We start from the raw sequence: 18611 nt of genomic DNA, 5'->3' as shown, positions 1-18611 counted from the left end.
AAAACAGTTCGAAGACGCGCGCTTGGGCGCGTCGGCTCGGAAGAGTGCAAAAGACGTATGCCCGAGCGACGCGCTCTCTCGACTGATGGAGTACGGTCTCGTCGCTCTCTGGCTCGCCCTTTATCTCCTGTTGACGTACGTCGGAGCGACCGTCGCCACCGCCCTGTTTCCGCGGTTCGCCGACCGCGGCGTCGCGTTCGGCCTCCCGGTCGCCTTTTCGGTGCTCTGGCTCGTCGCGTACTTCGTCGGTCGGGTCTCGCTGACCGCCGGCGTCTGGCTGGGTCTTCTCGCCCTCGTCGCGGGGGCGACCATCGTCGGCAGCCGCGGCACGACGGTGGACGGCCGCGCGTACGCGGAGGTCGCCGGCGTCTTCACGCTCGCGTTCTGTTTTCTGATCGCTATCCGGGCGCTGGACCCGGTCATCGTCCCCCTCGGCGGCGAGAAGTTCCTCGACTTCGGGCTGTTGAACTCGCTGCTTCGCGGCGATCGACTCCCGCCCGAAGACATGTGGTTCGCCGGGGAACCGGTCGCGTACTACTACGGCGGCCACCTGCTCGCCGCGATTCTCACTCGCATCACGGGGACCGCCAGCCAGTACGCCTACAACCTCGCGCTCGCGGGCTTCTACGCGACGCTGGTGACCGCGACCTACGGACTGGCCGGTGCCGTCGCCGCCGACCGGGGCGTCTCCCGGCGACTCGCCGGCGGCCTCTCGGCGTTCTGTGTCGGCCTCGCCAGCAACCTCTCGACGCCCGTTCGGCTGCTCATCTGGCTCCTCCCCGAGGACCTCGCCACCTCGCTCGCCGAGAGCGCGGGCTACGAGATCTCCGGTCTCGCCGCGGGTCCCGGCTCGTTCAGTTACTGGGACGCCAGCCGCGTCATCGCCGACGAGGCGGGCGACTTCGCCACTTACGAGCCCGGCGCGGCGCTCGTCATCGACGAGTTCCCGCTGTTCGCGTGGCTTAACGGCGACTTACACGCTCACATGATGAGCACGGGCTTTCTCCTGCTCGCGGCCGCGCTGTGTTTCAGCTACTATCAGACGCCCGCCGTCGAGCGGCGGCGGCGAATCGCGCTGCTGTTCGGCGCGCTGCCCGCGCTCGCTGGCCTGATGGCCGTGACGAACACCTGGTCGTTCCCCTCTATCGCTGGCCTGACGATGCTGACCGTCGCCGTCGCCCCGGCGGACCCGAGAACGCTGCTCCCCGAAAGCGTCGAGGACCGGTTCCCCGCCGCCGGGCCGAGCCACGAGGTCGCCCGCATCGGCGTCGCGGTCGCCGTCGCCGTCGCCGTCCTCGCGCTGGGGCTGCTGTGGTCGCTCCCGTTCTGGCTCGGCGCGGCCAGCGGCCGCGAGGTGGCGTTCCTCCCGGACCGGTCGAGCGTGCTGGAACTGCTCGCCGTCCACGGCCTGTTCGTCCTGCCCTTCGGACTGTATCTCTACGCGCGGGCCGGTCGGACGCTCGGGACCGAGCGCGCGCGCATCGCCGGCCTGGCGACGGTCGGCGTGGTCGCTCTGGGCGCGACGGTGGACCTCGCCGCCGTCGGACTGCTCGCCCCCCTGCTCGTCGGGGCGTGGCTGTTCGCCCGTTCGCCGTCGCTGGGCCAGTCCGTGCGGTCGATTCCCACGCTCGCCGACGGCGGCGACCGCCCCGTCGGCTTCGAGGCGGTCCTCGTACTGGCCGGAACCGGCCTCGTCCTCCTCGTGGAGTTCGTCTTCGTGAAGGAGAACGTCGGCCGGATGAACACGGTGTTCAAGACCTACATGCAGGTGTGGGTGCTGTGGGCCGCCGCCGCCGGCCCGATATTGGCGTGGCTGCTGACCCGCTGGCGGCCCGGGAGCGAGACGCGCCGGCTGGCGACGAGAACCGGAACGACGGCGTTCGTCGTCCTCCTGTTGCTCTCGACGTCGGTGTACGGCGCGCTCGCGCTCACGAATCACGTCGAGGCGGCCGGCGAGCCCACGCTGAACGGCACGGACCACCTCGATAGGACACACCCCGAAGAAGCCGAGGCGATTCGCTGGCTCGACCGGACCGCCGAGGGCCAACCGACCATCGTCACGGCCGCCCCCGCGGGCTACCGGTGGAACCCCGAGGACGGCGACGGGGCCAGCGCCCCGGCGAGTCTCACGGGCCTCCCCACCGTCGCCGGGTGGTACCACGAGGCCCAGTACCGCAACGACACGGTGTACGACCGGCGCGTGAGCGACGTGAAGACGATCTACACGGGGAACGCGACCGAACAGCGGGCGCTACTGGAGGAGTACGACGTGCGCTACGTCTACGTCGGTCCCGCCGAGCGAGCGCGCTACGGCGAGATAACGATCGGGCAGGTCGCCGGCGTGACCGAAGTGAAGCGAGCCGGCGACGTGGTGATCTACCGCGTCGGCCCGGAGCGGCGCTGAGAATGCCGTGAGAGAGACAGATCGGAAATCAGGTTTCGGTGCTCGGCGGGGCACGCTCGCGGAGGACGGTGATGGCCTCGGCGTCGACGTTCTCGGTATCGAGGTGAATTGGAATGTACTCCTGGGTCTTGTACGTCTCTTCTTCGTCTTCTTTCCCGATGGTACACCACAGCTGCGGGCGGTCGGGGCCGTGCCAGTCGCCCTGCCGAGCGACCGAGAACACCTCGTACTCCTCGTCGTCGTACTCGATGCGGCCGCCCTTCCGGAGACCCGGGTTCCCGTGGATGATGAGCTTCTTCATACGCGCACCTTGGCAAACGGCGTACTTAGTGACTTCGAAGGAAGCGCGTCAACGGCCCACACAGCCCGACGGCGGCCCGACTCGGAACCAAACGGGTTTTAAGCGGGCACTTCCAATCGCCCCGTAAGGTCGATATCTATGGAGATGCCACGACGGTTCAATACGTACTGTCCGCACTGTAACGAACACAACGAACACGAGGTCGAGAAGGTCCGCTCCGGCCGCGAAACCGGAATGAAGTGGATCGACCGCCAGCGCGAGCGCAACTCCGGGATCGGGAACGACGGCAAGTTCTCGAAGGTCCCCGGTGGGGACAAGCCCACCAAGAAGACGGACCTGAAGTACCGCTGTGGCGACTGCGGCAAGGCCCACCTCCGCGAGGGATGGCGCGCCGGCCGACTGGAGTTCCAGGAGTAAGCATGGCCGGAGCATTCATCACCGTCACGTGCCCGGACTGCGAGAACGAACAGAGTCTCTTCGAGAAGGCCTCGACCGAAGTGTCGTGCGCCGTCTGCGGCCACACGCTCGCCCGTCCGACGGGCGGGAAGGCCGACATCGAAGGCGAAGTGACCGCCGTCGTCGAGGCCCGATAGGATGAAATACAGCGGCTGGCCGGAACCGAGCGAACTCGTCGTCGGAAAGGTCGACGAAATCGAGGACTTCGGCGTCTTCGTCGACCTCGAAGAGTACGAGGGCAAGCGCGGCCTCTGTCACATCTCCGAGGTCGCGAGCGGCTGGATCAAGAACGTCCGCGACCACGTCAACGAGGGCCAGACGGTCGTTGCGAAGGTCTTAGACGTCGACGAGAGCTCTCAGCAGATCGACCTCTCGATCAAGGACGTCAACGACCACCAGCGCAAAGAGAAGATCCAGGAGTGGAAGAACGAGCAGAAGGCCGACAACTGGATGGAGCTGGCCTTCGGCGAGAACATCGACGACGAGGTCTACGGCGCCATCGCCAACGAGCTCTTAGCGGAGTTCGGGTCGCTGTACGACGGTTTCGAGGAGGCGGCCATCCACGGCGAGGAAGCCTTAGACGAAACCGACCTCGACGACGACGAGATCGAGGCTATCGTCGAGACCGCCCGAAACAACGTCTCGGTGCCCTACGTCAACGTCACGGGCTACGTCGACCTGACCTGCCCGGACGACGACGGCGTCGACGTCATCAAGAAGGCGCTGAAAGCCGCCGAGGGGAACGGAGAAGTCCCCGAGGAGATCCAACTCGAAGTCACCTACGTCGGGTCGCCGGAGTACCGCATTCAGGTGCAGGCCCCCGACTACAAGACGGCCGAAGGCGCACTCGAAGAGAGCGCCGATCGCGCTCGCAAGGTAGTCGAAGAGCACGGCGGGTCCGGTCAGTACCACCGCGAGCGAACCGAAGACGACGAATAGCGAATGAAGTCCGATATCCGGGTGTGTTCGGCGTGGCAGTCCGAACACGACCGCCCGGTGTACACCCTTTCTGCGACGTGTCCCGACTGCGGTGCCGAGGCCGTCAACAGCGCCCCGGCCCCCTTCGACCCGACGAACCCCCACGGCGAGTATCGACGTTCACTTAAGCGCCGACGCCGGCAGTAGGGCGTATGGACGAATTCGACATCGAAGTGCTCGCCGACCCGGAGCTCGCCGACCCGGTCCTCGTCGAGGGGCTCCCGGGCGTCGGCCACGTGGGGAAACTCGCCGCGGAACACCTCCTGGAGGAACTCGAAAGCGAACTCGTCCGCCGAGTGTACTCCACGCACTTCCCGCCGCAGGTCAGCATCGACGAGGGGCGCACGCAACTGGCCTGTGCGGAGTTCCACGCCGTCACGCCCGAGGACGGCCAGGACATGCTCGTCCTCTCCGGTAATCACCAGGCACAGGACAGCCAGGGCCACTACGGCCTGACCGATACGTTCCTCGACGTCGCCGAGGACTTCGGCGTCGAGAGGGTGTTCGCCCTCGGCGGCGTCCCGACCGGCGAACTCATCGAGGAGTACGACGTCCTCGGGGCGACGACCACCGACGACCTCGTCGAGACGCTCGAAGACGCCGGCGTCGCCTTCCGCGAGGACGAACCCGCGGGCGGCATCGTCGGCGTCTCCGGTCTCCTGCTCGGATTGGGCGAGCGACGGGACGTCCCCGCCGCCTGCCTCATGGGCGAGACCTCGGGCTATCTGGTCGACCCCAAGAGCGCGCAGGCCGTCCTCGAGATCCTCCAGTCGGTCGTGGACTTCGACGTCGACTACGAGTCGCTCGAAGAGCGCGCCGACGAGATGGAGGAGGTCGTCCGGAAGATCCAGGAGATGGAACAGCAGAACGCCCCGTCGCCGGCCGACGAGGACCTCCGCTACATCGGCTAGAGCGAGAATTTCTTTACCGCGCGCGCCTAACCCCCGTCCGTGCAGGTAGACCCGGGTACGGTACCGGCGTGGCTGGCTCTGGGCGTCGTCCTCGGCGTCGCCGGGAGCCTCGTCGTCGCCGCCGTCTTCGTCGTCGCGAACAGGCTGTTCCCCGCGCGGCAACAGCACCGCACACTGGGCGACGGCGGCGAGGAGCGCCGCCGCGCCGAACTCCGGGAGTACCTCCGGGCCATCGACGAACAGTACGCCGAGAACCACTTCGTCGAGGGCCAACACGTCGCCTTCTACCTCCCGAAGCGGGACGTCGCCATCACCTTCGACGCCCGGGCGTACTACCGGATCGAGCGCTCACGGACGCGACCGGTGCTGGTCGAACACGAGATGCCGGGCATCCACTTGGGCGCTCGCCTCCCCTTCGAGACGCCGGAGGTGTCACTCGGCCCGGACCCGCAGCGGTCGCCCGACCCCGAGGTGCAGGCGTACGCGGAACTCGGCCTTCGACAGGGGGCGACGGTCGACGAGGTGAAGTCGGCCTACCGCGACCGGGTCAAGGAGGTCCATCCCGATCACGGCGGCGACGAAGACGAGTTCAAGCGAGTGCGAGAAGCCTACACGATGGCGAAACAGCACGCCTCTTGAACAGGACTGGACACGCCTCTCAGTCGCCGCGTTCCGCTTCGGCCTCGTAGCGATGCACCATCTCCGCGACGAACCAGAACTTCAGCGCCATCGACAGCGCCGTCGCCAGCGCCGTCTCTCCGGGGCGGCGGCGAAGCGCGGCGTAGAGGACGTACACCGACGCGACGCCGTTGGCGTAGTTCAGCACCTCCGGATAGCCGAACCGGTCGTAGTCGGCCTTCGTCCAGAGGCGTTCGCCGTAGACGCCCCGCGTCATCCACGAGTCGTCGTCCTCCGGCGGGGCGAACAGGAACGGGTTGAGCGTGACGAACGCGAGCGTCAGCGCGACGCCGCGCCAGTCCCGGCGGTAGATACAGGCGACCAGCAGCGGGTAAGCGGCGACGCGGGTCCACCCGCTCTTGGGGTTGGCGTGGCGCGCCCAGAAGTAGCGGTCGAGCGCGGTTCCCTCGGAATCAGGCAGTTCGTCGCTCATCGTGACCGAGAGACGCCCGTCCGCGACAAATTCCTATCGACGATACACAGTCCCTCCCATCGGCGACTCACAGCCCCTGACTCATGAGGTGCGAGCGAAGCAGGTCTGCTTCCTTGCTCCCGGCGACGGGGTTGACGAGGACGACGTCGTCCCCGTCGTCGAACGCGCCCCGGTCCGCCAGCGCTCGCGCGCCCGCGACGGCGGTGCCGCCGGTCGCGCCGACCTCCGGTCCCATCTCGCAGCCGTCGACCGCGCCCTCCAGAACCGCCTCGTCGGAGACGGCGACGGCGTCGCCGTCGGTCGCGTCGAGGGCCGCGATCGCGGCGGTGCCGGCGGCGGGGTCGGGGACCTCCAGCGGGCCGACGATGGTGTCCGGATGCTCGACCGGGATCGGGTCGCTCGCGCCGTCGGCGACGGCGTCCGCGACGGGCGCACAATCGGCCGGCTGGGCGGCGTAGAGTCGTGGAACCGTCTCGGCCAACCCCGCCTCGACGGCGAGCGCGAAGCCGCGTTCCAGTCCGACGACCGTCTCGCCGTGGCCGGTCGGGTGGACCACGGCGTCGGGGGTCGCGTCCCGACCGCCGAGTATCTCCAGCGCGAGGGCGGTCCCGCCGGCGACGCGGAAGGGGTGGCCGGGCGCGAGGGACGCGAACTCGTCGTCGCTGTCCTCGAAGACCGATACGGCGTCGCCGTAGCGGCCCTCGACGACGCGCATGTCGCCGCCGTGGACGTTCACCATCGCCTTGTTGAGGAACGGACACCGCGAGGGGACGAACCCCTTCGAGTCGACGCCGGCGCGGGCGGCGTGGGCCGCCGCCGACTGCGCGCCGTTGCCCGTCGAGAGGGTGGCGACGCGGTCCGCGCCCTCCTGGACGGCCGCGGTGACCGCCGGTGCGAGCTTCCGGTCGGCCAGCGACCCGGTCGGATTGCGTCCCTCGTCCTTGAGCGCGGCGCTCGCCACGCCGAGTTCGTCGGCGAGGGCGGGCATCGACACCGACGGCGTCTCGCCCTCGTCGATGCCGATCCGGTCGTCGGCGGAGAACGGACGGAGGTCGGCGGTCGAATCGACCGAGTCCGTCTCGTAGGCCGCGACGAGGACGCCGCCGCAGTCCGGACAGCGTTCCTCGTCCGGGTCGGCCGCTTCCTCACACGCCGTACACACGAGGCCGCGAAACGCCGATTGCGTCTGCATACCAACCACTCTCGACGGCATCGACAAGTGTCACTCGGTCGCGGTCCAGCACCCTCTTTGCGGACGCGCCCGAAGCCACGCCCATGACAGACGTCGTCGTCGCCGGCGCGGGACTCGCCGGACTGGTCGCGGCCCGTCACCTCGCCGAATCGGGGGAGGACGTGACGGTCTTCGAAGCGCGAGACGAGGTGGGCGGTCGGGTCCGCACCGCGCGCGAGGACGGCTACACGTTCGACCGCGGGTTTCAGGTCCTCTTCTCGGCCTATCCCGCGGTGCAACGCGAACTGGACGTAGAGGCGCTCTCGCCGCGACCGTTCGCGCCCGGCGCGACGATCGCCCGCCCGCACCACCGGTCGGTGCTGTCGGACCCGCTCCGGAACCCGACGGCGGCCCCGCAGACGCTGTTCAACCGGGACGTGCGGACGGGCGACAAACTCCGGCTGTTCGCGCTCCAGCGAGAACTCGCAAAGCGCGACCCCGAGTCGATTCTCGACGGCGGCGGCTCGACCATCTCGGCGTTCCTCGAATCGGAGGGGTTCTCACAGCGATTCATCAGGCGCTTCGCCGCGCCCTTCTACGGCGGCATCACGCTCGACCGCGCGCTCGGCACCGACAGCGCGATCTTCGAGTACACCTACAAGATGCTGAGCGAGGGCGAGATATTCGTCCCTGCCGACGGGATGCAGGCGATGCCCGAGCAGCTGGCCGACGCGGCCGTCGCGGCGGGCGCGACCGTCGAGACGGGCCGGGCGGTCACCGAGATCCAGAGCGAGTCGGGAGGCGAGGAAGTGACGGTCGAGGCCGGAACGGAGACGATAGCGGCGGACGGCGCGGTCGTCGCCACGGACCCGAAGACTGCCGTCGAACTCACCGGCGTCGACGCGGTGCCCACCGACGGGCTCGGCTGTGTCACGCAGTACTTCTCGCTGCCGACGAGCAAGGCCCCAAGCACGGGGAAACGGATCGTTCTCAACGCCGCGAACGAGCGGCCCAACACCGTCGCGCCGATGTCGGCCGTCGCTTCCGAGTACGCCCCCGAGGGGATGGAACTGTACAGCGCGACGTTCCTCGGCGAACCCGAGGACGACGACGAGACGCTCGCGGCCGCCGTCGGTGAGGCCCTCGGGTCGTGGTACCCGGCGGCGGGATTCGACGACCTCGAACTCCTGCGGACCGACCGCGTGCCGTTCTCGCAGTTCGCGCAACCGCCGGGGTTCCGACGGCGGCTCCCCGACCCCGACGCGCCGGCGGGACCGGTTGCGCTGGCCGGCGATTACACCCGCTGGTCCTCGATACAGGGGGCGTTAGAGAGCGGGAAGATCGCCGCCGAGTTGCTCGGATAGAAAGAGAGCGACGGCCTAGGCGGTCCGGCCGCCGCTACTCGCGTTTCCCTCGTCGTCGTGCTCCACGTCCTCGTGGAGGACCTCGGAGACGTACTTGATCGTCGCGAAGTAGAGCGCGGTTCCCGCCAGTAGCGTGATCGCGATAAGCGCGAGCGCGGCACCTGTCTGAACCATATCGGCGTTTCCACCGCGATAGCTCAAATACCTACCGCTCTCCGCCGCGGTTGCGCCCGTCACCGCTTCGCTTCGAAGGGCGTCTCCCGGCCGTCTACGCCGTCGATTACAGCATCCGCCGGAACTCCCCGAGCGCCGGGAACGACAGCGTCTCCCGTCGGCTCTCGTCCCAGACGACCGGTTCGAGGCGGTCGGCGTCGGTGACGAGCGGCGACTGGAAATCCGCCGCGGACATCCGGTTGACGACGACGCCCGCGTTGAGTTTGTTGAACGACGGGAGCATCAGCACCTCGCTGTCGCCGTACTGACCGGGGCCGACGAGATAGCAGGGCCGGCGCTGACCCTCGATCTCGATGGTCGGGTGGTCGTGGCCGACGACGTACCGCTCGGCCTCGCTGTCGGGCGTCTCGTGGCCGTGACAGACGACGGTGTCGCCGAGACGGTACTCGCGTTCGGTCGGACCGTCCCACACCGAATCGAGCATCGTGTCGTGGTTACCCGGCGTGACGATGAGGCGCGCACCCGTCTCGCGGCAGGCGGCGCGGAGTCCCGAGACGGTGTCCTCGACGGTTCGCGGAACGGTCTGGAAGGAGTGGAGCAGGTCACCGGCGACGACGACCTCGCGCGGGTCGTGACGCTCGGTCAGCGACCGGAACCGCTCGACCAGGTCGGCGTTCGACCCGACCGGAAACGCGAGGTCCCCACCGGTGCCGCGGCCGACGTGGAGGTCCGCGACGACGAGGACGTCGTCGAGCACCAGCGCGCGGTCGTCGTAGGGGAGCGTCATCGCCTCCGGGTCGGCCCCGCGGGCACAAAGCCGTGACGCACCTCGGACGGTGGTATTTTTATCGGGGGGCTCCCGAGGGACCCGTATGGTCGACGTCCTCGAGAACAAGCGTGCTGCGACGCGGTTTCGCATCCTCGTCGAGATCGCGGAGCGCCAGCCGGCGGTCAGTCAGGGCGAGATCGCCGAGGCCGTCGGCGTGACGAGTCAGGCCGTCAGCGAGTACATCCGCGAACTGGTCGAGGAGGGGCTCGTCGAGAAGGAGGGACGCTCGCGCTACCGCGTCACGAAGGAGGGCGTCGACTGGGTGTTCCAGTCCGCCTCCGACGTGCGCCGGTTCGTCGACCACGTCACCGACGACGTGCTGGGAAGCGTCCAGGAGGACGCCGCCATCGCCGAGGCCGACGTCGAGGAGGGCCAGACCGTCTCGCTCTCGGTCGCCGAGGGACTGCTCCGCGCCGCGCCCGGCGACAGCGGCGGCGCGACGGGCGTGGCGACAACCAGCGCCGAGGCGGGGGCGGTCGTCGGCGTCACCGGATTCGAGGGCGTCATCGCACTCGACCCCGGTCACGTCAGCGTCGTTCAGGTGCCGCCCGTGCGCTCGGGACCCGTCGAGGAGACGGCGGACATCGCGGCCGCCTGCGAGGGGGCGTCTATCGTCACCGCCGCGGGCGTCGAGGCGGTCGTCGCGCTCCGGGACGCCGGCGTCGAACCGACGACGTACTTCGCGGCGGGGGAGGTGGCCGCCGACGCCGCCGCGCGGGGACTCGACGCCGTCGTCGTCGCCACGCAGGACACCGTCGGCCGCGTCACCGACGCGCTGCGGGACGCGAGCGTGGACTACGACGTAACTCAGTGAGACCCAGCGGCGGCCGAGCGGCCGTATGAGGAAGCTTTTCCGGGCCGGCGGCCGAGTACTGCGTATGACCGATACCGACGATGCCGACGCTGATTCCGAGGCACTCTCGGACGCGGTGGAGACGTTCCTCTCGGAAGCCGATACGGCCTACGAGGAGTACGACCGGGGCTACACGGACGCCGACGCGGTGGTACGCCGGTTAGAGCCCGCGATCGAGCGGCTGCGGAGCGCGGCCGACGAGGAGTAGCGGTATCGAGGCTCGCTTCGGCGGAGACCGGTTCCGCTCGGGAGAGACAGCTCTCGGCGCGAGACGCCGTCCGCGTCTCTCGCCGCAGTAAAGTAGCTCGCGCCCCTACCGAGCGACGATGACCGAAGACCAGTCGGGCGCGACCACCGACGGCGGCGAGGACCGCCGCGACGTGGTCGTCCCGCTGCGCGTCTACAAGACCGTGACGGTGTTCTCGACGCTCATCGCCGTCGCCTGCGTCGTCGGCGGGTTCGTCCTCGTCGACGTGGCGACCGACCGGGCCTCGGCACCGGCCTCGGAGATCGACGTGCCGGTCGCCATCGGCGGCATCGGACTCATCCTCGCGGGCACCGTGGTGTACGCCTTCTCGACGCGCTTCCGCACCGCGGAGATGGGAAAGTCTAAAGACGACGCTGACGAACCATCCGATAATGGCTGACGAGTTCATCAAGGGGTTCGGTTGCCTCATGGTCGGCGGTCTCGGCTGGATGACTATCGCTGGCTGGTACCGGACGCCGAGCTTCGAAGGCGCGCAACTGATCGGTGAAGTGACCATCGAGGAGCCCACGGTGTTCGACACCATCGCGCTCGGCCTGATGGACGCCTTCTTCTGGTTCGCCGTCATCGGCGCGCTGACCTTCTGGGTTCTGCTACCGCTCGTCAGCAACGCGCGCTCCTACATGAACGACCGGTCGGCCTGAGCGGTCTTTCTCCCCCTCTGCGTTCGCGACTGCGAGCGGTAGCTATCGCTCGGCGACTACAGCCGATAGCAGCGACGACGCTTCGGACGAACGGAGCGGCGAAAACGGCGAGCGAGGCGTTTCAGATAATCGCCGACCAGGGGCCCTTGATGACCCAGAACACGCTCTGGTAGGCGGCGTACATGAAGAGGACGAGCGCGGCGACTATCGCGCCTTTCGGTCGCTCGAGGCGGAGATCTCTACGCGCTTCGACGAGTCGGGACTCGAACTCGAAGAAGTCGGTGATGACGAGCCCGAGGACGAGCATCGACATGACGATCCCGCCGTGCTGGGAAATCGTCGTGTAGTAGAACGACGTCAGCACCAGCAGGACGTTACTGGCTTCGTGTATCGGGTAGCGGTCGATGCCTTCGGCGCCCTCGTCGTCGTACTCGGAGGTGTAGCGCCGGTGAGCCAACAGACGCGTCGCGAAGTTGGCCAGCACCAGCACGAGCAGGACGTACTCGATGACGAGCGCCCCGCCGGGGCCGGTACTTCCCATGACGGCGTCCAGTGGCCCGAAGAGGGGTGCGGATGGCTGCATACGCGGAACTGTGTCCGACACCCATTAGTGTCTTTCCAATTTTCGCGACCCGTAGCGGAGTTGCACCACCTCAGCCGAACCGTGACCGACTCTCCGGGACGACGGCGACCCGAAGCGTACCGGCCCGGGAGAGGCTCACCGATTCTTCGCAGGCGACGGTCCCCTCGGAGTCGCCGTCGACGAACAGCGCGACGGTCGCCTCGTCCCGTTCGACCGACAGCGAGAGGCCGGCGAGCGGGAGCACCCAGTGGTCGGGGTTGGTCGCGAACGGCGCGATGGGTGCCGCGACGCCGACCGTGTCCGTCGGGGCGAGGATCGGGCCGCCGATCCGGCGGGCGTATCCCGGCGACCCGGCTGCCGTCGCCACCGTGACTCCGTCGGCGCGGAACTGCCCGACGGCATCCGTCGGCGTCGTGACGGTGTACTCCGAGATGCGGGCGGCCTCGGCGGCGACGAGCGTCACGTCGAAGAGGGCCGTCCCCGCCGGCGACCCCGCCGCGGAGACCGACAGGACGGGGTGGCGCTCGACGCTGGCGTCGCTCAGAGCGGCGACGGCGTCCGTGACCTCGTCGCGGGCGACGGACCGAACGCCCCGGCCGGCTTCGACCGGCAACACGAGCGGATCGGCGTCGGCCGCGGCCGCGGCGCTCGTCGCCGCCCGACCGACGGCGACGATTCGGTCGGTCCCCGGAACGTCGTCGGGAGCGCCCGTCACGACGGAGACGCCGCGTTCTCGAAGTCGCTCGGCGACCGGCTCGTCTCCGAGGACGCCCACGCTGTCGCTCATCGTGTGAGGGTCCCGGCCGGCCGGAGAAAAACTTGCCGCACCGCCGTCGCTCTCGGGCAGACCGCGCTACTCGAGGAGGCGGCGGCGGGCGTATTTCGCCAGCATCGGGATGTCAGAGAGGTGAGCGAGTTCGGCGATCGCGCGCCGGTCGCCGCTGTTTATCTGCGTGAGCGTGTCCTCTGTCGTCCCCTGTAAGTCGGCCATCAGCCGGTCGTAGCGCTCGTTCGGGACGAGATACAGGATCTCGGTCATCATCAGTCGAGCGCGCTGCTTCGGCGCGACGTCGCTGTGCCACAGGCGGTCGTACACCGCGAGCGTCTGCGCGTCGGTCTGGGGTTCCTCGGGGGTGAGCGCCGCGTCCACCGTCGCGGCGGCGGCGCGGGCGGACTTCATGCCCTTGTGGATGCCCTCGCCCCAGAGCGGGTCGATCGAGGGGACGGTGTCGCCGATGGCCATGAAGCCGTCCGTGCTCATGGACTTCGGCGGCTGGATGTGGGCCGACCCGCGGTGAGCCTGCGTGCCCTCGATTCGCTCGGCGTCTTTGAACCGCGGGTCCGACTCCAGCCAGTAGTCCAGGTAGCCGTCGATGCCCATCCCCTCCTTGGCGTACTGATTGTGGGACTCGTTCTGGATGTAACAGAGGCCGACCTTCGCCGTGTCGCCGCCGGTGTGGAAGATCCACGAGTAGCCGCCAGGCGCGAGGTCGTGGTCGAGTCTGAGCATCATCGAGTCCCGCAGGTCGGCGTACTCGGGGTGGTTCACGTCGACGTTCTCGAACTCGTACTCGATGCCGATGGCCTGATGTTCCCGTTCGAGGCCGGTCACGCCGAGTTCCTTCGCGAGCGGCGCGGCGGGACCGGTGGCGTCGATGACGATGTCGGCGTACACCTCCTCGTCGCCGTCGTAGCGAACGCCGACGACCTCGCCGTCTTCCACGATCGGCCCGGAGACGCGCGAGTCGAAGCGATAGGTCGCGCCCTTCTCGCGGCTGTCGCGGACGAGGAACCGCTTGAACTCGGCGAACTCCAGCACCGCCCCGGTCTGTTCTCGGACGTAGTGGTTGTTGGGCGATTCGAGGACCACGTCGTCCGTGTAGTTCATCACCACGTCGTCCGGGATCGCGAAGGCGGTCATCGCGGAGGGGAACGTCCCGGCGGTGGACTTGTTGCTCTGACGCGGGAACTCCGACTCCGACTCCGTCTCGAGCACCAGCACGTCGTAGTTCCGCTCGGCCAGGTCGCGGGCACACTGGCCGCCCGCTGGGCCAGCCCCGGCTATCACCACGTCAAAGCGGTCGCGCATGGTTGTGGATTTCCCGTCTCGGTTATCAGTCTTGCTTTCTCCGCCCCGCGCTCGGAACCGCCTCTCGAAAGGGTAAAGAAGCCGCCAGTCACAGCAGTTGCCACGCGGGGAGACACAGATGGTTCTCAAGACAGGCGCAGGCGCACTCGCTGATAGCCCCAGACTCCCGACGGCGCTCCGGTCGGTGCTCGGCTACTACGCCGACACCGGCGTCTTCGACTACAGCAGTCTCTCGCTCAAATCCACGATCGACGACCGGACCGACCGGATGGTCGCGGACGTCTACGAGCGCGTCGAGGCCGCCCTCGAAGCCGAGTTCGGCCGCCCGGTGTCGTTTAGCTACGACACCAAACTGATCCTCCCGGCGACGCTGACGCTCGGGTACGTCTACCGGGACGCCCGCAAGGACGCCGCCGAGGACCCGGTGACCGAGGGAATCGCCACCGGCGTTCCACCGGTCGAGACCGGGGCGCTCGGCGGCGACGTGCCGGACCTCTCCCCCCGAGAGCGGGTCGTCCGCGCCGAGCAAATGACCCGCCTCTCCATCGAGGCGCTGATCGACGGCGACATGCGCGACGCCATCAACGACGACGAGTTCGAGGACTTCGAGACGGACGTCGCGGCCGACCCCCGGCGCGTCGCCGAGACGGCACAGGCCGCCCTGCAGTCGCACCTCGACGGTCTCTTAGACGAGATGCCGTCGGTCGTCGCCGACGCCTACCAGTGGGCCGTCGACTACTCCGAGGCCCATCAGGCGCGCGACGACCACTTCCGCGAGCTGATGACGCGGGCCGAGGACGGCGACGAGAGCGCCGTCGACGCCGTCCGCGAGGAGTACAAGTTCGCCGACTACGAGGAGGAACCGGCCACCTTCACCGCCGCCGAGAAGGGGCTCCCGTACAGCAAGACCCAGTACGCCCGCGTCGGCGTCCTCTACGACGGGATGCTCGATCTCTACCGGCTCGCCGGGCTCGATATCGACGACGAGTTCGCCCGCTCGATCGTGCTGGCCATCATCGGCGCGCAGGTGTGGCTCGACGACGTGGACGACTACGCCGACGACCGCGCCGAGGGACAGCTGACGCCCGTCACCGCGGAGTACCTCCTCGCGCCCGACGACCAGGCGGCGTACAACCGCGTCGTCGACGTCACCGAACAGTATCTCGACCTCGCGAAGGAGTCGGCCACGGCCGCCGACTCGCCGCTGACCGGCATCGCCGTCGAGTACATCTACCGCTCGGGCGACCCGAGTGTGTTGCCCGGCCACCACTGAAGAGAATCGCACGAGGTCCGGCGAACTCGCGACCGATGCGGGATCGCGTGCTTGCGAACACACCGACGGTATCCGTCAACGCTCTTTCGCGGACGGGTCGCCGCCACCGAAGAACACCCGACTTCCCACGGCGACCACCAGCAGCAACAGGACGGCGGCGAACACCGCCAGGAACCGCTCCCAGAACACGAGCCAGCGGTTCAACTCCCAGGGGACGACCGGTAAGAACACCGCTACGAGTCCGACGAGAATACACAGCGGGATGAGATTCACCGCGAAGTCGAGCCAGGTCCCGTTCGGACGATCGGATAAGGACACCTTCGTCACCCGGTCCGGGCGGTGACGACGGGATCGGTCGCTGCCCACGACGCCACTGGGTGGTGCGGATTGGCAAGTCGCATACCCGTACGTATCCCGGCCACCCGTCTAAGCGACAGGCTTGCACGTGCCTGGGAACTACCCGTCGCCGTCGGGGGAAAAACCGCGCGTCGAATCTGTCTCGATCGACGCTACGTCGGCGGTCTCAGTAGAACTCGCGGACGAGGTCCGTCGCGCCGTCGGGCGCGCCGTCGGGGATCTCGGCCATCGACCCCTCGACGCCCTCGCGCTCCTCGAAGCCCACCGAGCTCTCGTCCTGGTAGAGGACGCCCATGTACTCCTTGTCGCTCTCCATGATCTTGTCCTTGGCCTGGTCGCGGTCCGTCGAGTCGTGGTCCGTCTCGTCTAAGTCCACGATGGTGTCGCGGAAGTAGTCGTACGTGTCCACGTCGTTGAACGTCACGCACGGCGAGTAGACGTTGACGAAGCCGAAGCCGTCGTGCTCGATGGCCTTCTGGACGATCTCGGCGTGGCGCTGGGAGTTCGAGGAGAAGGACTGCGCGATGAACGTCGCGCCGGCCGACAGCGCCAGCGCCTTCGGGTTGACCGGCGGCTGGTTCGGGCCGTCCGGCGAAGTCGACGTCTCGAAGTCCTCGCGCGAGGTCGGCGAGGCCTGCCCCTTCGTCAGGCCGTAGATGCGGTTGTCCATGACGACGTAGGTCATGTCGACGTTCCGGCGCACTGCGTGGATGAAGTGGCCCGCACCGATGGAGTAGCCGTCGCCGTCGCCGCCCGCGACCATCACTTCGAGGTCCGGGTTGGCCATCTTCACGCCGATACCGACCGGCAGGGCGCGGCCGTGGACGCCGTGCAGCGCGTAGCTGTGCATGTACGTCCCGATCTTCCCGGAACAGCCGATCCCCGCCACGACGAACGTGTCGTCGGGGGAGTTGCCCGTCTCGGCCAGCGCTTTCATCATGCCGTTCATCGTCCCGAAGTCACCGCAGCCAGGACACCACGTCGGTTGCTTGTCGGACTTGAAGTCCGTGAATCTGATGTCTGAGCTCATTCTGCTTCGACCTCCTGTGTGCTGGCGTCGTCGCCAAGCGCTTCCTTGATCTCCGTCGCCAGTTCGTCCGCTTTGAACCGCACGCCGTTGTACTTGTTGACGCGCTCGACGCGCTCGAGCACGTCGTGTTCGATGACGTCGGCGAACTGTCCGGTGGCGTTACACTCCACGACGATGACCTCCTCGGCCGCCTCGACCTCCTCGGTCAGGTCCGGGCGCGGGAAGATGTACGGGACCGAGATGAAGCGGATGTCGTAGCCCTCCTCCTCGAGGAAGGAGAGTCCCTCGCGCATCGCCCCCTCGTTCGACCCCCACGAGATGATCAGCGTGTCGGCGTCGGGGTCGCCGTACTCGCGATAGTCGAACTCCTCCTGCTCGCGGGCGGTGTCGACCTTCCGCTGGCGCTTGTCGACCTGCTCGATGCGGACCTCGGTGTCCTCGGTCCGGCGGCCGAGCTCGTCGTGTTCCAGCCCGGTCGTCATGTGCGCGCCGTCGGCGGTGCCGGGGAACGCCCGCGGCGAAACGCCGTCGGCGGCCGGGAAGTGCGCCTGGAAGCGGCCCTGTTCGTCCAAGTACGCGTCGATGTCCTCCTCGTCGACGACGTTGCCGCGGTCGACCTCCACCTCGTCCATGTCGAAGGTATCGGGCGAGAACGTCTGCTCGGTGACCGCGAGCGCGAGGTCCGAGACCAGGAACACCGGCGTCTGGTACTTCTCGGCCAAGTTGAACGCCTCGACGGTCTTCCAGAAGCACTCCGAGATCGTGGTCGGCGCGACGACGAAGCGCGGGATCTCGCCGTGGCCGCCGTACAGCGTCATGTTCAGGTCGCCCTGTTCCTGCTTGGTCGGCATCCCCGTCGAGGGACCCGAGCGCATCACGTCACAGATGACCAGCGGCGTCTCGCTGGTGGCGACGAGGCCGAACGTCTCGGTCATCAGGTCGATACCCGGACCCGAAGTCGCGGTCATCGAGCGAGCGCCCGCGCGAGCCGCGCCCAGCGCCATGTTGATCGCCGAGAGCTCGTCCTCCGCTTGGACGACCTTGCCCCCGAATTGGTCGATTCGCCCCGTCAGATACTCCATCACGTCCGTGGCTGGTGTGATGGGATACCCGGCGTAGAACCGGCAGCCGGCGGCGATCGCGCCCATGCCGATGGCCTCGTCGCCGTTGAGTAGGACGTAGTCCTCGTCGGTCGTCTCGACGTCGTAGCCGAAGTCGTGGTCGTACTCCTCCTGGACGTACTCCTGGCCCATCCGGGCGGCTTCCTTGTTGTTCTCGACGATGGCCTCGCCCTTGTCGCCGAAGCGCTTCTGGAGGCTCTCGTCTAAGTTCTCGATCGGGAAGTTCGTCACCTCGCACGCCGCGCCGAGCGCGACGACGTTGAGCATGATCGCCCCGCCGGCGTCCTCGGCGAGCCGCTTCAGGGGCACTTCCAGCGCGATGGCGTCGCCGGGCACCTCGACGTCCTGCATCGTCGAGCGCTCGCCGTCGTAGATGACGACGGAGTCGTCGTGGAGTTCGTCCTCGTTCTCGTGAATGGTGCGCTCGGTCAGCGCGATGAGGATGTCCAGTCGGTCGACGACGCTCTCGACGCGGTCGACCGACGTTCGAACCTTGTAGGCGGTGTAGCCGCCCCGGATTCTGGAGGCGAAGTCCTTGGAGGTGAAAACGTGTCGACCCGCCCGGGAGAGCGCCTGCGCGAAGATCTTCCCGGTAGAGTCGATGCCATCGCCGGCTTCCCCACCGATGGCCCAATTGAGGTCCTCTGGCATACTATCGCAGAGGTAGCAAGTGGGGGAAGAAAAGGCTTCTGTGTGC

At 68.0% G+C, this 18611-nt stretch carries 24 protein-coding genes; 13 read left to right on the top strand and 11 right to left on the bottom strand.

Going from position 1 to position 18611, the window contains the following annotated elements:
* Positions 1 to 85 precede the first annotated feature (85 nt).
* Positions 86 to 2404, top strand: a complete 2319-nt coding sequence (locus tag GO488_RS03545) for a DUF2298 domain-containing protein (protein ID WP_162316418.1) — start codon at positions 86 to 88, stop codon at positions 2402 to 2404.
* Between the two features lie 28 nt (positions 2405 to 2432).
* Here GO488_RS03545 and GO488_RS03540 read toward each other — a convergent pair whose 3' ends face one another.
* Positions 2433 to 2705, bottom strand: a complete 273-nt coding sequence (locus tag GO488_RS03540; RefSeq protein WP_162316417.1) for an HAH_0734 family protein — start codon at positions 2703 to 2705, stop codon at positions 2433 to 2435.
* 138 nt (positions 2706 to 2843) lie between these two features.
* Between GO488_RS03540 and GO488_RS03535 the strand changes: the two genes are divergently transcribed.
* Genes GO488_RS03535 through GO488_RS03510 form a run of 6 tightly spaced genes read left to right on the top strand, consistent with a single transcriptional unit; the run spans position 2844 to position 5689 of the window.
* A complete protein-coding gene (locus GO488_RS03535; protein ID WP_162316416.1) occupies positions 2844 to 3122 on the top strand; it encodes a 50S ribosomal protein L44e in 279 nt (92 codons plus the stop codon).
* A gap of 2 nt (positions 3123 to 3124) precedes the next feature.
* Positions 3125 to 3298, top strand: coding sequence for a 30S ribosomal protein S27e (locus GO488_RS03530; RefSeq protein ID WP_162316415.1), 174 nt, complete (start codon positions 3125 to 3127; stop codon positions 3296 to 3298).
* 1 nt (position 3299) lies between these two features.
* Complete coding sequence (locus GO488_RS03525; RefSeq protein ID WP_162316414.1) at positions 3300 to 4100, top strand: translation initiation factor IF-2 subunit alpha; 801 nt, start codon at positions 3300 to 3302, stop codon at positions 4098 to 4100.
* A gap of 3 nt (positions 4101 to 4103) precedes the next feature.
* On the top strand, positions 4104 to 4286 hold the full coding sequence (locus GO488_RS03520; protein WP_162316413.1) for an RNA-protein complex protein Nop10: 183 nt from the start codon (positions 4104 to 4106) through the stop codon (positions 4284 to 4286).
* Between the two features lie 5 nt (positions 4287 to 4291).
* Positions 4292 to 5050, top strand: coding sequence for a proteasome assembly chaperone family protein (locus tag GO488_RS03515; RefSeq protein ID WP_162316412.1), 759 nt, complete (start codon positions 4292 to 4294; stop codon positions 5048 to 5050).
* 39 nt (positions 5051 to 5089) lie between these two features.
* Positions 5090 to 5689 carry a J domain-containing protein gene (locus GO488_RS03510; protein WP_162316411.1) on the top strand — a complete coding sequence of 200 codons (600 nt, stop codon included), beginning with the start codon at positions 5090 to 5092 and terminating at the stop codon, positions 5687 to 5689.
* Positions 5690 to 5708: 19 nt separating this feature from the next.
* Here GO488_RS03510 and GO488_RS03505 read toward each other — a convergent pair whose 3' ends face one another.
* Complete coding sequence (locus GO488_RS03505) at positions 5709 to 6161, bottom strand: DUF6653 family protein (RefSeq protein WP_162316410.1); 453 nt, start codon at positions 6159 to 6161, stop codon at positions 5709 to 5711.
* A gap of 67 nt (positions 6162 to 6228) precedes the next feature.
* Positions 6229 to 7353 (bottom strand): threonine synthase, encoded by a 1125-nt coding sequence (locus tag GO488_RS03500; protein WP_162316409.1) that lies wholly within the window; start codon positions 7351 to 7353, stop codon positions 6229 to 6231.
* An 83-nt stretch (positions 7354 to 7436) separates the two neighbouring features.
* On the opposite strand from GO488_RS03500, the gene GO488_RS03495 reads away from it, so the two are divergent.
* Complete coding sequence (locus tag GO488_RS03495; RefSeq protein ID WP_162316408.1) at positions 7437 to 8696, top strand: NAD(P)/FAD-dependent oxidoreductase; 1260 nt, start codon at positions 7437 to 7439, stop codon at positions 8694 to 8696.
* Between the two features lie 15 nt (positions 8697 to 8711).
* Here the strand turns inward: GO488_RS03495 and GO488_RS19580 are convergent, their stop codons facing one another.
* The gene (locus GO488_RS19580; protein ID WP_164509612.1) at positions 8712 to 8870 is read right to left on the bottom strand and encodes a hypothetical protein; all 159 of its coding nucleotides are present in this window, start codon (positions 8868 to 8870) and stop codon (positions 8712 to 8714) included.
* Between the two features lie 106 nt (positions 8871 to 8976).
* Positions 8977 to 9657, bottom strand: a complete 681-nt coding sequence (locus GO488_RS03490; protein ID WP_162316407.1) for a metallophosphoesterase — start codon at positions 9655 to 9657, stop codon at positions 8977 to 8979.
* Positions 9658 to 9742: 85 nt separating this feature from the next.
* Here GO488_RS03490 and GO488_RS03485 point away from each other — a divergent pair, with 85 nt between their 5' ends.
* The 4 genes from GO488_RS03485 (at position 9743) to GO488_RS03470 (ending at position 11461) form a co-directional block, all read left to right on the top strand.
* Positions 9743 to 10513: a DUF7839 domain-containing protein gene (locus GO488_RS03485; RefSeq protein WP_162316406.1), complete on the top strand. Its 771-nt coding sequence runs from the start codon at positions 9743 to 9745 to the stop codon at positions 10511 to 10513.
* 64 nt (positions 10514 to 10577) lie between these two features.
* Positions 10578 to 10760 carry a hypothetical protein gene (locus GO488_RS03480; RefSeq protein WP_162316405.1) on the top strand — a complete coding sequence of 61 codons (183 nt, stop codon included), beginning with the start codon at positions 10578 to 10580 and terminating at the stop codon, positions 10758 to 10760.
* A 118-nt stretch (positions 10761 to 10878) separates the two neighbouring features.
* Positions 10879 to 11199, top strand: a complete 321-nt coding sequence (locus GO488_RS03475; protein ID WP_162316404.1) for a DUF7315 family membrane protein — start codon at positions 10879 to 10881, stop codon at positions 11197 to 11199.
* Positions 11192 to 11461, top strand: coding sequence for a DUF7314 family protein (locus GO488_RS03470; RefSeq protein ID WP_162316403.1), 270 nt, complete (start codon positions 11192 to 11194; stop codon positions 11459 to 11461). Before GO488_RS03475 ends, GO488_RS03470 begins: the two co-directional genes overlap by 8 nt.
* A gap of 121 nt (positions 11462 to 11582) precedes the next feature.
* Here the strand turns inward: GO488_RS03470 and GO488_RS03465 are convergent, their stop codons facing one another.
* The 3 genes from GO488_RS03465 to GO488_RS03455 form a co-directional block, all read right to left on the bottom strand.
* A complete protein-coding gene (locus GO488_RS03465; RefSeq protein WP_162316402.1) occupies positions 11583 to 12044 on the bottom strand; it encodes a DUF7313 family protein in 462 nt (153 codons plus the stop codon).
* 70 nt (positions 12045 to 12114) lie between these two features.
* Positions 12115 to 12831 carry a diacylglycerol kinase catalytic domain-containing protein gene (locus GO488_RS03460; RefSeq protein ID WP_162316401.1) on the bottom strand — a complete coding sequence of 239 codons (717 nt, stop codon included), beginning with the start codon at positions 12829 to 12831 and terminating at the stop codon, positions 12115 to 12117.
* A 66-nt stretch (positions 12832 to 12897) separates the two neighbouring features.
* Positions 12898 to 14133: a digeranylgeranylglycerophospholipid reductase gene (locus tag GO488_RS03455; protein WP_162316400.1), complete on the bottom strand. Its 1236-nt coding sequence runs from the start codon at positions 14131 to 14133 to the stop codon at positions 12898 to 12900.
* A 118-nt stretch (positions 14134 to 14251) separates the two neighbouring features.
* Here GO488_RS03455 and GO488_RS03450 point away from each other — a divergent pair, with 118 nt between their 5' ends.
* A complete protein-coding gene (locus GO488_RS03450) occupies positions 14252 to 15406 on the top strand; it encodes a hypothetical protein (RefSeq protein ID WP_162316399.1) in 1155 nt (384 codons plus the stop codon).
* 75 nt (positions 15407 to 15481) lie between these two features.
* On the opposite strand, the gene GO488_RS03445 is transcribed toward GO488_RS03450, so the two are convergent.
* From GO488_RS03445 to GO488_RS03435, 3 genes are all read right to left on the bottom strand, one after another.
* The gene (locus tag GO488_RS03445) at positions 15482 to 15724 is read right to left on the bottom strand and encodes a DUF6684 family protein (RefSeq protein WP_162316398.1); all 243 of its coding nucleotides are present in this window, start codon (positions 15722 to 15724) and stop codon (positions 15482 to 15484) included.
* A 205-nt stretch (positions 15725 to 15929) separates the two neighbouring features.
* A complete protein-coding gene (locus GO488_RS03440) occupies positions 15930 to 16793 on the bottom strand; it encodes a 2-oxoacid:ferredoxin oxidoreductase subunit beta (protein ID WP_162316397.1) in 864 nt (287 codons plus the stop codon).
* Positions 16790 to 18565 (bottom strand): 2-oxoacid:acceptor oxidoreductase subunit alpha, encoded by a 1776-nt coding sequence (locus GO488_RS03435; protein ID WP_162316396.1) that lies wholly within the window; start codon positions 18563 to 18565, stop codon positions 16790 to 16792. The genes GO488_RS03440 and GO488_RS03435 overlap by 4 nt, the downstream gene beginning before the upstream one ends.
* Positions 18566 to 18611: the final 46 nt, after the last annotated feature.

Source organism: Haloarcula limicola, from assembly GCF_010119205.1.
Taxonomy (GTDB): Archaea; Halobacteriota; Halobacteria; order Halobacteriales; family Haloarculaceae; genus Haloarcula; species Haloarcula limicola.
This window is presented reverse-complemented; position numbering and strand designations above follow the sequence as displayed.